The sequence below is a fragment of the Sphingorhabdus sp. Alg231-15 genome, assembly GCF_900149705.1.
Taxonomy (GTDB): domain Bacteria; phylum Pseudomonadota; class Alphaproteobacteria; order Sphingomonadales; family Sphingomonadaceae; genus Parasphingorhabdus.
The window spans coordinates 2,241,249-2,253,020 of record NZ_LT703001.1; the positions used below are offsets into that span (position 1 = coordinate 2,241,249).

The window sequence follows — 11,772 nt, forward strand, 5'->3', positions numbered from 1 at the left end:
TATTTGCATGTGTGCAGCGTGTGCGCCGTCAAATTTTCACATGAAAGGTCGCCCGGACGGGCTTTGGGCGTCAATTACGCCTTTGCCCTGTGGCTGTCAACAAAAGCTGGGACCAAAACGGTCAGACCGGATCAGAACGGTTTTACAATCACCAAAATCACAATCACTGCAGCGGTAATGCCAGGCACTTCGTTCACCAACCGCAGCTTTTTATCCGTCATGGTCCGTTCGCCACGCGCCAGTTTCTTTGCATAACCCATCATCCACCCATGATAGCCGGAGAGCAGCAGGACAATAAGTAATTTCCCGTGGAACCAGCCCTGGCCAAATGCATCGATATTATAAGCGAGCAACAGGCCCAGAACCCAGGTGATGATCAGGGATGGATTGAGGATGATTTTGCGTAATTTGCCTTCACGCTCGATCCATTTGGAATCCTCTTCGGATCCCACCGCAGATTCCTGATGATAGACAAAAAAGCGTGGCATCATGAACAAGCCAGCCATCCAGAAGATGACAAAAATGATATGAGCGGATTTTAACCAGAGATAGAGCATGGTCAGATATTCATTCATTGCCGAACGAGTGTAAGCAGCTTTTCAACATGTTCAATGGGTGTGTCGGGCAAAATGCCGTGACCCAGGTTGAAAATATGCGGGCGGTCTTCAAAGACTTGAAGGATATGTTTCACCGATTTTTCCAGCGCTTCACCGCCCGCAATCAGGGCGAGAGGGTCGAGATTACCTTGCAATGGTAAATCAGCTGGCAGGATTTCATGCGCCCAGACAGGGTCGACAGTTTCATCCAGACCAATCGCATTGGCGCCGGTTTCATTGGCATAAGCAGCAAGTTTGGCCCCGGCGCCTTTCGGAAAACCGATAATGGGCAGGTCAGGATGAACGGCCTTTAACCGCGATATGATTTGGGCATTGGGCGCGATCACCCATTTTTCAAACTGCGCAGGAGATAGCGATCCGGCCCAGCTATCGAATAGCTGCACCGCATCAACACCCGCGGCCACCTGACCGAGCAGATATGCGACGGTATTTTCGATAATTGCATCGATCAGCTCTGAAAAAGCCGCCTCGTCCTGATAAGCATAGCGCCGGGCAACAGCCTGATCCTTGCTGCCTTGCCCATTCACCATATAGGTTGCCACGGTCCAGGGGCTGCCGGCAAAGCCCATGAAGGTCGTTTTATCGTCCAGCTGCTTTGCCACGCTTCGCACGGTGGCATAAATAGCCTCAAAATGCTCCGGAGCGGCCTCAAGAGACGATAAAGCCGCGTCGACCAACCTAGGTGCCAGCCGGGGTCCTTCACCTGTCTCAAACCAGAGTTTCTGACCCATGGCATGAGGCACGATCAATATGTCGGAAAACAGGATTGCACCGTCAAAGCCAAAACGCTTGATTGGCTGTATCGTGACTTCAGCGGCAGCCTCGGCATCATAACAAAGTTCAAGAAAACCGCCCTTTTGCGCGCGTAATGCACGATATTCGGGCAAATAGCGTCCTGCCTGGCGCATCAGCCAGACCGGAGTCTGAGTCTGTTTCCTGCCATGCAGAGTGTTGAGGAGCGTTTTCGGAGAGTCGGTGCCGTGAGACATAAGAAAAGGGTCATCCCATATAATAATATAGTATATTTATAGAATCTTGTTGATGATGATAGAGCGTGGAAAGAGGCGGTAACGTTGCTCTACCGAGATTACAAACAGATTGACAGTCAGCTGTTAACGAAATTTTTACCGATTCCCGAATTTCATTCCCGTTATCCACAATCTGTGGACGAAAATTGCAAAACTTGATCGCTTGTGGATAGAAATCAGGATGATGGGGATGAAATCCGGAAGGCTAAAAATCCCGCATTCATCCCTTGCTTTATCCACAATGAAATCACAGGGTTGCGGGCATGAACAGACTCCATTTGCACATGCTATCCGACTCCACCGGAGAGACGCTCGAGAATATCGCAAAAGCGGCGCTGGCACAATTTGATGGCGTGGAAATCATCAAGCATTTCTGGCCAATGGTGCGGTCGGAAACCCATTTGAACCGGATTCTGGTTGAGGTGGCCAACAATCCGGGTTTGGTCATTTTTACCCTGGTGAACAGCGATATTCGCGGGCGACTGGAGCGCGAATGCCGCCATTTGGGCCTGCCGGTCGTGCCTGCGCTTGATACGGTCACCGACGCACTTTCCAACATGCTGGGTCAGGAAGCCAAAGCGCGGCCAGGTCGCCAACATATACTGGATGCCGCCTATTTTGCCCGGGTCGAGGCGATCCAGTTCACTATCGCCCATGATGACGGTATCGGATGGGAAAACTGGGAAGAGGCGGATATTATTCTGGCCGGTGTTTCCCGCACCTCCAAAACGCCGACATCCATCTATCTCGCCAATCGTGGTTACAAGACGGCGAATATTCCGATTGTTCCGGAATCGCCGCCGCCTGATGCGCTTTTCCATTTGAAAAACCCGCTGGTCGTAGGGCTAGTCGCTGGAGCAAGCCGGTTGGTGCAAGTGCGCCGCAATCGGCTTTTGTCTCTCAATCAGGCGCCAGAAACCGACTATGTGGATGAGGAAAAGGTGAAAGCCGAAACCCAATATGCACGCCGGATGTTCGCCGATAATGGGTGGCCGACAATCGACGTGACGCGGCGTTCGATCGAGGAATCCGCAGCAGCAATCATCAACTTTTACAATGAGCACCACACTGAAAAACAGGACGCTGCAGATGAGTGATGCTCTGGTTGAACCGGTACTAATATTGGCATCCAAGAGCAAAGCCCGCCGCGCCATGCTGGAGGCAGCGGGTGTGAATATCGAATCTCTCGCGCCCAATGTCGATGAAGAAGCGTTGAAAGAGGGCTTGCGGGCTGATGGCGTAACGGCGCGCAACCTTGCCGATGCGTTGGCGGAAGCCAAGGCGGTTCGCTTGTCTCGCCGCATTGGTCCGGCTCTGGTTCTTGGCGGGGACCAGATACTAGCTCTCGAAGATGGCGCGATGCTCGACAAGCCAACTAATCGGCAAGAAGCCAAAGCCCATTTGCGGCTGCTCTCCGGCAAGAAACATAAATTGTTCAGCGCCGCTGTGATTGCAGATCAGGGATCACCGGTCTGGCGCCATATCGACATAGCGACTTTGACCATGCGATCATTGAGCGAAGCCTTTATCGATACCTATGTCGATGCCGAATGGGACAATATACGCCATTGTGTCGGTTGTTATGAGATTGAAGGTCGGGGAGCACAGCTTTTCTCTGATATCAAAGGAAGCCAGTTTACGATCATGGGGCTGCCATTGCTGCATTTGCTTGACTATTTGCGGGTCAGAGGTGTTATGCCGTCATGACCGACAATCTCCCTTATGCTGAAGTGATTGGTGACCCGATTGCGCAAAGCAAATCGCCGATAATCCATAAATTCTGGCTCGAAAAGCTTGGTATCAAAGCGGATTATCGACTGTTCCACGTGAAACCGGACGAACTGGCAGATTATATTGCTGCGCGCCGGAAGGATCCTGATTGGCAGGGCTGCAATGTCACCATTCCTCATAAACTGGCGGTGATGGACCATGTATCCGACCCAGGCGGGGTGCGCGCGTCAATTGGGGCGATGAACACGGTCGCTCGTGCTGAGAACGGCGATCTTTTTGGTACCAATACGGATGCTGGCGGTTTTTTTGCCCCCATTGCCGATGTCCCGCTTGCCGGTCAGGACGTTGTTGTCGTCGGCGCCGGTGGAGCTGCGCAGGCGGTTTTATTTGCATTGTCACGCATTGAGGTAGGTTCGGTTACCATTATCAATCGCAATGTCCTCAAGGCTTCTGCTCTGCTCGCTCGTTTTGGGCTTAAAGGACAAGCGCTGGAGCATGGATCTGCCTTTCCGCCGGCGCGATTGTTCGTAAATGCCAGTGCGCTGGGTATGAAAGGCCAGGATGAACTTGTGGTCAATCTGGATCACCTGCCCGATGATGTGATCGTCTATGATCTGGTTTATGCGCCTATCAAAACGAAATTGTTACAGGCAGCTTCAGCGCGCAATCTCGAAACGATTGACGGATTGGCGATGTTGATCGGCCAAGCCGCAGTCGCCTTTGAGATATTCTTCGGCCAGTCGCCTCCGCTCGAGCATGACGACGAATTGAGAAAGCTGCTCCTCGCATGACGGGTCCGATGATCATCGGGCTGACCGGATCCATTGGCATGGGCAAATCGACGGTTGCGCAGATGTTTGTGGATGACGGTGTTCCGGTTTTTGATGCTGATGCGGCCGTCCATATTTTGCAGGGTCCTGGCGGTGCGCTGGTTGGAGAAATTGAAGTTCTGTTTCCCGGTACGACCAACGAGAAAGGGGTCGATCGGCAGAAACTTGGTTCCGCTGTGCTTGGTGATCCTGATGCGTTAAAACAGCTCGAAGAGTTGATTCACCCTGCGGTCGGCGCGATGCGAATGGAATTTCTCGCACAGAATGAGAATGTGCCGATGATTCTCTTCGACATTCCGCTTCTATTCGAAAAATCCGGTGCTGACGGGGTGGATCAGGTGATCGTCGTATCGGCAACCGAAGAGGATCAGCGCAATCGGGTTTTACGCCGTCCCGGCATGACACCGGACAAGTTTGAGAAGATTAAGTCCTTGCAAATGCCGGATGAAGAAAAGCGCAAACGCGCCGATTTTGTGATCAATACATCTCAGCCATTGGACGAAACGCGGGTACAGGTACGAAATACTATAGAAAAATTGAAAGCATCACTTGCGTAACCGGAATTTGAGTCCGATATTGGTCATATGCGGGAAATAATTTTCGACACAGAAACCACCGGATTCGACCCGCAAAGTGGCGACCGGATGGTTGAAATAGGCTGTATTGAAATGATCGACCGGGTCGAAACCGGCGAGAGTTTTCACTGCTATTATAATCCGCAGCGCTCGATGCCGAAGGCGGCAGAAGAAGTCCACGGTCTTTCCGACATATTTCTGTCTGATAAAAAGCTCTTTGCCGATGGTGCCGAAGAACTTCTGGAGTTTCTCGGTGAAGCCAAGCTCGTCGCGCATAATGCGCAGTTTGACTTTAACTTCCTTAATGCTGAACTGGTGCTATGTGGCAAAAAACCGATCTCGCAATTTCGTATGGTCGATACTTTGGCCATTGCAAAGGTTAAGCATCCCGGGGCAAAACTTTCGCTTGATGCTCTTTGCAGCCGTTACGGCATTGATCGCAGTCACCGCGTCAAACATGGTGCCTTGCTTGATGCGGAATTGCTGACACAGCTATATATCGAGTTGACTGGGGGCCGGCAGATCGGTCTCAGTTTGGCTGATGATAAGCCATCGTCTGAAACGGCAGTCCGGCAACCGGGCCAAAAGGAAGCTGCACTACGCCGGCAATTTATTGCGCCGCGCCCGCACAGTGCCAGCGCGGAAGAATTGGCAAGGCACGCGGCCTTTATGGAAGGGATAAAAGACCCGCTCTGGGCTGATACTTGACGGACCAATTCAAAGGTCCAGCAGAATAACTATAAGAATATTGCGCAACCATAATGGAGAAAGAATATGGAAATTCGTGTTTCAGGACATCAGGTGGACACCGGCGATGCGCTCCAAGGCCATGTTGACGATCGAATGAATGCGATAGCCGACAAATATTTCCCAAAGGCGATTTCCGCGCAGGCAACCTTTGGCAAAGCGCCTCATAATCACTTTCAATGCGACATTGTATCGCACATTATGACGGGTCTGATGCTGAAATCTGAAGCGCGGGCGGGTGATGCCCACCAGGCCTTTGAACAAGCGGCTGACAAGATCGAAAAACAGTTGCGCCGCTATATGCGTCGGTTGAACGATCATCATGTTCAGGCGCAATATGCTGCAAAACAAGAAGAAGCCGCTTATCGTGTTTTCGACGCGGGTGATGACGAGATTGAGGTGGAAACAAATTCCGAAGCCCCGGCCATTATCGCTGAAACCAGCACCGATATTCCGGAAGCAAGCGTCTCGGATGCGGTGATGATGATGGATTTGCGTAATACCAGCGCGCTATTATTTAAAAATGCTGGAACTGGATCGCATAATATGGTTTACCGCCGCTCGGATGGCACTATCGGCTGGGTCGAACCGCAGAAATAGCGCCTTTTTCGCTTTTGAATCCCCCGAATCGTCAGATTTTTGGCGGCAAAATGATTGTGATCAGCAGCATCTGTTGAAGGCGATGAGCCCGCTAAGATGCTTTGCGTAGTAACAGTGCAGGCCCATAGGCCTTTGAGGATAAAATGGAATATTTGTCAGTTCATATTGACTCCGCAGCCGTAGCAGCCAGTGCGACCGCGATGTCCAAGCAAGAAGTTTTTGCGACTTTAGCAAAAAAGGCAGCCCAGTCTTACGGGCTGGATGGTGATGTAGTGCTTCAGCGTCTTCAGGACCGTGAATCACTTGGATCTACGGGCTTTGGCGGATCCGTTGCGATTCCGCATGCCAGAATCAAGGAGCTGGACGAGTGTGTTGGACTTTTCATCCGTCTGGCACAGCCGATCAGTTTTGATGCACATGATGGCCAGGACGTTGATCTGGTCTTTGGTCTGCTGTCACCCGACCAGGGCAGTGCAGATCATTTGAAAGCACTGGCTGAAATCTCACGCTTCTTGCGCGATGAGGCTACTTTGACCAAATTGCGCGGTGCCGCTTCAGAGGATGCACTTTTTGTGTTGCTCACCGGACAGCAGGACCAGCGAGCGGCTTGATAATGGCTGGGGGGAATGATTCAGCGCCGGAACCGAATGGATCCCATGAACATTTTCAGGCCTTGGAACGGCTTTATAAGGCAGCGCCGATCAATCAGCTGTTCAAGTCCGATCTCGAGATAACCGAGCGCGGAATTGCCCGCATCACCTTTGATGTAGATGAACGGCATTATCATGCGGCGGGTGCCGTGCATGGAACCAGTTACTTCAAAATGCTCGATGATGCCGCATTTTATGCAGCCAATAGTCTGGTTTCCGACCGTTTCTTGTTGACCACAGCGTTTAATGTACTGTTCACCCGACCACTAAAATCCAGCACGGTAACGGCCGAAGGGCGATGGGTGAGCGGAAAAAGACGGGTTTTTGTCGCGGATTCGCGGCTTATCGACCAAGAGGGCGAGGAAATTGCCCGGGGAACCGGCACATTCATGCGATCGCACATCCCGTTAGCTTCGTTACCCGGATATAAGCAGTAGATATGATCGAACCGCGCCTGTCTGCGGAAATGACCGTGCAGTCATTGCTGCGCAAAGTGAATCAGAATGGCGGTTTTGGAGCCGTCCTGCAAAAAGGAGACCGGATCTCCGGTGCGATCCTGATTTTATGTATCGAAAAGGGTAAAGATCCGCGGCTTCTGGAGAAAATGCCAAGTCTTGATGGGCCATCGACCTGGCAGGTTATATGGCCACAAAGTACTGAAAATAAACAAGAATTAGATGGATATCTGAAGCGCCGGAGCAGTTTTGATCCCGATCTATGGTTAATTGAACTGGACATCCCGGATGCGGAACGGCTCATCGCTGAAATAACCTGAATTCTTGACTTTGTTGCACTGCACACTATTTCGCGACCAACTTTGAAGCAAAGGTTGTTCCGAGGGATTGTCCATTTGGGCGCGGAATAAACATGCAGACGGAGGGAACAGGGATAAGCCGTTGGTTGGTTTTTAGGCTTATTTTCATGGATTTGATCCGTACTGGACTCGCCGCATAAAATAACAGGTTTATGAGCAAAATATTTAAAGCTGCAAGCGTGCTTTCGCTTGCATTTTCTACGGCCGCCGCACTTGCAGTGACCGATGTATCATTCGCATTGGAAGCGACCGATGATACACCAGAAACCGAGATCGTTGTTGATCCGGATATGCTGGAATCCGCCGATGAATCGGCTCCCGTAATTTTTGGCGAACAGCAGGAAGTTGTTTCGACAATTCCCGAGGACGTTATCGAAGCAGACCGGCTTGCTAACGAACAGCAAGCTGCGGCTGCCGAATATAACAATGTAAATGCCAGTTCGCTGCGCCAGCTGGTCGACCAGCAGTCGATTGAAGGTTCATTGAGCAAGGAAATGCAATGTCTTGCCGGAACCGTCTATTTTGAATCCAAGGGTGAAACTCTTCCTGGTCAATTGGCGGTTGCGCGTGTTGTCATGGCCCGTGCGGCCTCATCGCGTTTCCCCGACAGCCTTTGTGGTGTTGTTTATCAGCGCAAACAATTTTCCTTCATTCGCAACGGAAAAATGCCGCGCATCGATAAAGGTCATCGCCATTGGCGCAACGCGGTAGCGATTGCAAAAATCGCGGTAAATGACGGTTGGAAAAGCCCTGTAGAAGGTGCCTTGTTCTTCCATGCGCGCTACGTTTCGCCCGGCTGGCGGTTGAAGCGGATGGCGACGATAGACAATCACATTTTCTATCGCTGATTCCGATCCGCTGAGATGGACTAATTTTGATGTGATAAAGGCTCCCTTCTGGGGGCCTTTATTTTTCTGCTGCTGTCAGTTGTAAGATCTGGGCAAACTTTCGGAGTGCCTGGTTCATAGCCCTAAGCGACCTTCGCCAAAAGCCTGTTACTAAGATACCGGAGCACTCGCAAATCTGGCCGAAAAAGATAAGTATCTTTATTTTGTTCTATTTATGTTCTAGGCATTTGTAATGATGATAGAACATAGCGATTCGCCCTTATCCGCTGTCCCCCTGGCTCCCAAACCGGATTCGATCGAGGACCATCAGCCCCCCCTGACCGGAGCAGCAGCGGTCGCGCGCGGCGTTGCACGCTTATTTTCGCGCCACGATATCATGGTCCTTTCCGAGGTTAGCCTGCCCAATAAACGGCGCGCAGATCTGATGGGTGTCGATGCCAAAGGACAGATTGTGATTGTCGAAATCAAGGTCGCACGCGGTGATTTGCTGGGTGATAACAAGTGGACCGAATATCTTGATTATTGCGACCGCTTCTACTGGGCCTTACCGAATGATTTTGATGCATCGCCGCTTGACCGGCCAGACTTCATGCCTGAACGCGCCGGATTGATCGTTGCGGATGCTTATGACGCGGAAATGGTCCGCTCTGCCGCCACTCATGCACTGGCTCCTGCACGGCGAAAAACTGAAACAATGCGGCTGGCGCGTCGCTCGATGCAACGGCTATCGGTGGTTCATGGCTGGATCGATCCGGAGGCCCGGGAATATTACTGAATAGCGCCGGTAGGCCTTAACCCTCGGGACCAAAAAAGCGGCCGCTGGATTCGGGTTTTTTCTGGCTATCCGCTTTTTCAATTTCACTCAGAATGGAAGCGGCCCGACGATCACGAGTCGCATAGTCGCGAGCGGAAAGCCCCGCCAGCGTATCGGCCCGGTCCGGATTCGCACCATTTTTCAGCAACAAGCGAGTCATTTCGGAGTCACGCAACTGCACTGCCCTGATCAGGGCGGTTTCGCCGCGATTATTAGTCTGGTTTACATTCGCTTTCTTAGCCAGCAATATCCTGGCACCTTCGACAAACCGCAATTGTGTAGCAAGCATTAGCGGCGTTGTGCCTTGCTTGTCGCGCAGATTGGGATTCGCACCCTTTTGCAACAAAAAATTTGTCCAGGTCGCATCGCGCCGGGCAACAACGATATGCAAAGCGGTCTCGCCGCTGGTCACGTCTCTGGTATTGACGATCACGGTGCCAGGCTGATTGAGGAACTTGGTCGCCTCTGTTCCATCACGGTCTTTCACTGCTTTCAGGAAATTATAGCTGCTGGAAAACTGGGCGCTGGCTATGCCTGGAATGCTTAGCGAAAAAACCGCCAGAAGCGCCGCAAAAAAACGGATGACGCTGCTCTTTCTATTGACCCGTGGAATTGGAAGCCTGCCCCAAAGCATAATATTGTGCCCTATTTACATTTTATGGCCTCTATTGGCGTGTCGCTATAGAATCCATCAATTACCGGTTGAATATTGATCATTAGCAGACCATGTCTGGCCGCATGATGAACAAATTTCTATCTGTTTTTTCCGCTACGCTTCTAATGTCGGTTCTTGCCGCCTGCAACCCGGCTTCTCAAAGCAATGTTGAAACCGAAGCGCCGCTTACTGGTGCTGATATTGGTGGCAGCTTTACGCTGACCAATCAGGATGGGGAGAAAGTGTCGGACAGCGACTTTGCCGGCAAATATCGAATCATCTACTTTGGCTTCACTTATTGCCCTGATGTCTGCCCTGTGGATCTGATGGCATTAATGCAGGGCCTGGCCCTGGCGGAGAAAAACGACCCAAGCCTAGCCGAAAAGATCCAGCCAGTTTTCATTTCGATTGACCCCGAACGGGATGGACCCGAGCAGCTAAAACAATATGTCGCCGCCTTTCACCCCCGTCTGATAGGCCTTACCGGAACCGCTGAAGAAATTGCTGATGTCGCAAAAAAATATCTTATCATCTATGATAAGCGGGATGTGCCGGGATCAAGCGAGTATCTCATTGACCATAGCCGCCAAGGCTATTTTTTCGGTCCTGATGGCGAGCCGGTAGCTTTGCTGCCTTATGATGGCACGCCGCAGCAAATCGCAGATGAAATTCAGCGGTGGATGCGATAGATAAGGATATTCCATTTTGGGATAAGCCGCTCGATAGCTTGGATCGCGCACAATGGGAGGCCTTGTGTGACGGTTGCGGTAAATGCTGCTTACTGAAGGCTGAAGATGAAGATGACGGTCAAATTTATATGACCAATATTGCGTGCAAGCTGCTTGATACCCAAAGCGCTCGTTGCAGCGATTATCGCCGCCGCCGCTATTTTGTACCCGATTGTGTCAGGCTGACGCGTAGCAAGCTCGATCAATTTACCTGGCTTCCTGATAGTTGCGCGTACAAGATGCGTGCAAGGGGCCAATCTCTGCCGGAATGGCACTATCTGGTTTCGGGAGATCGCGAGACAATTCACGAAACCGGAAACTCTATTCGCGGCAAGGTTATTACGGAGGTGGAAGCTGGGCCGATTGAACAGCATATTCTCGATAAACCGCTCTAAATCCCATCCGGTTCCTGCTGAGCAGGACGCATTGGAGATTGAGCTGGAGGGACGGTTTTATCCTTTGCGCGTTCGCAAGTTGACGCAGGCGCGTTCGATTGCGGTTTCTGCCGATACAGTCAAAGGCGAGGTTCGTCTGACGATGCCGCGCTATGCAAGTACCGCGCAGGCTTTGCGGTTTGCGCAATCCAAATCAGACTGGTTGGCCGCCCGTTTTGCAGACGCTTTGCCACCGGTACCGATTGTCGATGGTGCTGAAATTGCCTTTGCTGGCGAGAGCCATGTCATAAGATGGTCAACCGAATTCAATCGCAAGCCAAAGAGAATAGGTGGCGAAATCCGCGTTGGCGGTCCTGAAAACAGGATTGAAGCACGGATCATCAGTTGGATGAAAGATCAGGTTCGCGATATTTATGCCGATGATCTGGCCTTTTATTGTGAGCGGGCCGAAACCGAATTGCCGACTCTGTCGGTGGGTGACGCCCGGCGACGCTGGGGAAGCTGTTCCGGACGCAAAGCGATTCGGTTGAGCTGGCGGCTGGTTATGGCACCTCCGATAGTGCGCCGGTCGGTTGTTGCCCATGAAGTTGCCCATTTGCGTCACATGGATCACAGTCCGGCATTTTACGCTTTACTCGATCAGATTTTTGACGGTGAACGCCGAGAAGCTGACCGCTGGCTCAAACAGCATGGATCGGCCTTGCACTTGATCGGAGCGCCTGTTCGATAACAAGCGGATC

At 51.6% G+C, this 11,772-nt stretch carries 17 protein-coding genes; 14 read left to right on the forward strand and 3 right to left on the reverse strand.

Features of this window, described 5'->3' with window-relative positions; genetic code table 11:
- Positions 1-131 precede the first annotated feature (131 nt).
- Complete coding sequence (locus tag DG177_RS10990; protein ID WP_108811516.1) at positions 132-575, reverse strand: CopD family protein; 444 nt, start codon at positions 573-575, stop codon at positions 132-134.
- Positions 572-1,606, reverse strand: a complete 1,035-nt coding sequence (gene hemE, locus DG177_RS10995; RefSeq protein WP_108811517.1) for a uroporphyrinogen decarboxylase — start codon at positions 1,604-1,606, stop codon at positions 572-574. The genes DG177_RS10990 and hemE overlap by 4 nt, the downstream gene beginning before the upstream one ends.
- 302 nt (positions 1,607-1,908) lie before the next feature.
- Between hemE and DG177_RS11000 the strand changes: the two genes are divergently transcribed.
- The 11 genes from DG177_RS11000 to DG177_RS11050 all read left to right on the forward strand — a co-directional run bounded on the left by DG177_RS11000 (position 1,909) and on the right by DG177_RS11050 (position 9,215).
- The gene (locus DG177_RS11000; protein ID WP_108811518.1) at positions 1,909-2,742 is read left to right on the forward strand and encodes a pyruvate, phosphate dikinase/phosphoenolpyruvate synthase regulator; all 834 of its coding nucleotides are present in this window, start codon (positions 1,909-1,911) and stop codon (positions 2,740-2,742) included.
- Positions 2,735-3,352, forward strand: coding sequence for a Maf family protein (locus DG177_RS11005; RefSeq protein WP_108811519.1), 618 nt, complete (start codon positions 2,735-2,737; stop codon positions 3,350-3,352). The genes DG177_RS11000 and DG177_RS11005 overlap by 8 nt, the downstream gene beginning before the upstream one ends.
- A complete protein-coding gene (gene aroE, locus DG177_RS11010; protein ID WP_108811520.1) occupies positions 3,349-4,167 on the forward strand; it encodes a shikimate dehydrogenase in 819 nt (272 codons plus the stop codon). The genes DG177_RS11005 and aroE overlap by 4 nt, the downstream gene beginning before the upstream one ends.
- Positions 4,164-4,763: a dephospho-CoA kinase gene (gene coaE, locus DG177_RS11015; protein ID WP_108811521.1), complete on the forward strand. Its 600-nt coding sequence runs from the start codon at positions 4,164-4,166 to the stop codon at positions 4,761-4,763. Before aroE ends, coaE begins: the two co-directional genes overlap by 4 nt.
- 27 nt (positions 4,764-4,790) lie before the next feature.
- Positions 4,791-5,489 carry a DNA polymerase III subunit epsilon gene (gene dnaQ, locus DG177_RS11020; protein WP_108811522.1) on the forward strand — a complete coding sequence of 233 codons (699 nt, stop codon included), beginning with the start codon at positions 4,791-4,793 and terminating at the stop codon, positions 5,487-5,489.
- Positions 5,490-5,555: 66 nt separating this feature from the next.
- On the forward strand, positions 5,556-6,128 hold the full coding sequence (gene hpf / locus DG177_RS11025) for a ribosome hibernation-promoting factor, HPF/YfiA family (protein ID WP_108811523.1): 573 nt from the start codon (positions 5,556-5,558) through the stop codon (positions 6,126-6,128).
- Positions 6,129-6,271: 143 nt separating this feature from the next.
- Complete coding sequence (locus tag DG177_RS11030) at positions 6,272-6,739, forward strand: PTS sugar transporter subunit IIA (protein ID WP_108811524.1); 468 nt, start codon at positions 6,272-6,274, stop codon at positions 6,737-6,739.
- 2 nt (positions 6,740-6,741) lie between these two features.
- Complete coding sequence (locus DG177_RS11035) at positions 6,742-7,215, forward strand: hotdog fold thioesterase (RefSeq protein ID WP_108811525.1); 474 nt, start codon at positions 6,742-6,744, stop codon at positions 7,213-7,215.
- Between the two features lie 2 nt (positions 7,216-7,217).
- Positions 7,218-7,553, forward strand: a complete 336-nt coding sequence (locus DG177_RS11040; RefSeq protein ID WP_108811526.1) for a DUF1491 family protein — start codon at positions 7,218-7,220, stop codon at positions 7,551-7,553.
- A gap of 191 nt (positions 7,554-7,744) precedes the next feature.
- Positions 7,745-8,440, forward strand: a complete 696-nt coding sequence (locus tag DG177_RS11045) for a cell wall hydrolase (protein ID WP_108811527.1) — start codon at positions 7,745-7,747, stop codon at positions 8,438-8,440.
- 235 nt (positions 8,441-8,675) lie between these two features.
- The gene (locus DG177_RS11050) at positions 8,676-9,215 is read left to right on the forward strand and encodes an MmcB family DNA repair protein (RefSeq protein ID WP_108812933.1); all 540 of its coding nucleotides are present in this window, start codon (positions 8,676-8,678) and stop codon (positions 9,213-9,215) included.
- Between the two features lie 16 nt (positions 9,216-9,231).
- Here the strand turns inward: DG177_RS11050 and DG177_RS11055 are convergent, their stop codons facing one another.
- The gene (locus DG177_RS11055; RefSeq protein WP_108811528.1) at positions 9,232-9,888 is read right to left on the reverse strand and encodes an ankyrin repeat domain-containing protein; all 657 of its coding nucleotides are present in this window, start codon (positions 9,886-9,888) and stop codon (positions 9,232-9,234) included.
- 107 nt (positions 9,889-9,995) lie between these two features.
- Between DG177_RS11055 and DG177_RS11060 the strand changes: the two genes are divergently transcribed.
- From DG177_RS11060 to DG177_RS11070, 3 genes are read left to right on the forward strand one after another with little or no spacing between them, the layout of a single operon-like run.
- The gene (locus tag DG177_RS11060; protein WP_443216438.1) at positions 9,996-10,598 is read left to right on the forward strand and encodes an SCO family protein; all 603 of its coding nucleotides are present in this window, start codon (positions 9,996-9,998) and stop codon (positions 10,596-10,598) included.
- Positions 10,599-10,606: 8 nt separating this feature from the next.
- On the forward strand, positions 10,607-11,032 hold the full coding sequence (locus tag DG177_RS11065; RefSeq protein WP_108812934.1) for a YcgN family cysteine cluster protein: 426 nt from the start codon (positions 10,607-10,609) through the stop codon (positions 11,030-11,032).
- Positions 11,001-11,762, forward strand: coding sequence for a M48 family metallopeptidase (locus DG177_RS11070; protein ID WP_337658745.1), 762 nt, complete (start codon positions 11,001-11,003; stop codon positions 11,760-11,762). Before DG177_RS11065 ends, DG177_RS11070 begins: the two co-directional genes overlap by 32 nt.
- Positions 11,763-11,772: the final 10 nt, after the last annotated feature.

Excerpts from the sequence above, each read along its gene's own strand:
- DG177_RS10990 (WP_108811516.1), bottom strand. The coding sequence starts at position 575 with ATGAATGAATATCTGACCATGCTCTATCTCTGGTTAAAATCCGCTCAT.
- hemE (WP_108811517.1), bottom strand. The coding sequence starts at position 1,606 with ATGTCTCACGGCACCGACTCTCCGAAAACGCTCCTCAACACTCTGCAT.
- DG177_RS11000 (WP_108811518.1), top strand. The coding sequence starts at position 1,909 with ATGAACAGACTCCATTTGCACATGCTATCCGACTCCACCGGAGAGACG.
- DG177_RS11005 (WP_108811519.1), top strand. The coding sequence starts at position 2,735 with ATGAGTGATGCTCTGGTTGAACCGGTACTAATATTGGCATCCAAGAGC.
- aroE (WP_108811520.1), top strand. The coding sequence starts at position 3,349 with ATGACCGACAATCTCCCTTATGCTGAAGTGATTGGTGACCCGATTGCG.
- coaE (WP_108811521.1), top strand. The coding sequence starts at position 4,164 with ATGACGGGTCCGATGATCATCGGGCTGACCGGATCCATTGGCATGGGC.
- dnaQ (WP_108811522.1), top strand. The coding sequence starts at position 4,791 with ATGCGGGAAATAATTTTCGACACAGAAACCACCGGATTCGACCCGCAA.
- hpf (WP_108811523.1), top strand. The coding sequence starts at position 5,556 with ATGGAAATTCGTGTTTCAGGACATCAGGTGGACACCGGCGATGCGCTC.
- DG177_RS11030 (WP_108811524.1), top strand. The coding sequence starts at position 6,272 with ATGGAATATTTGTCAGTTCATATTGACTCCGCAGCCGTAGCAGCCAGT.
- DG177_RS11035 (WP_108811525.1), top strand. The coding sequence starts at position 6,742 with ATGGCTGGGGGGAATGATTCAGCGCCGGAACCGAATGGATCCCATGAA.
- DG177_RS11040 (WP_108811526.1), top strand. The coding sequence starts at position 7,218 with ATGATCGAACCGCGCCTGTCTGCGGAAATGACCGTGCAGTCATTGCTG.
- DG177_RS11045 (WP_108811527.1), top strand. The coding sequence starts at position 7,745 with ATGAGCAAAATATTTAAAGCTGCAAGCGTGCTTTCGCTTGCATTTTCT.
- DG177_RS11050 (WP_108812933.1), top strand. The coding sequence starts at position 8,676 with ATGATAGAACATAGCGATTCGCCCTTATCCGCTGTCCCCCTGGCTCCC.
- DG177_RS11055 (WP_108811528.1), bottom strand. The coding sequence starts at position 9,888 with ATGCTTTGGGGCAGGCTTCCAATTCCACGGGTCAATAGAAAGAGCAGC.
- DG177_RS11060 (WP_443216438.1), top strand. The coding sequence starts at position 9,996 with ATGAACAAATTTCTATCTGTTTTTTCCGCTACGCTTCTAATGTCGGTT.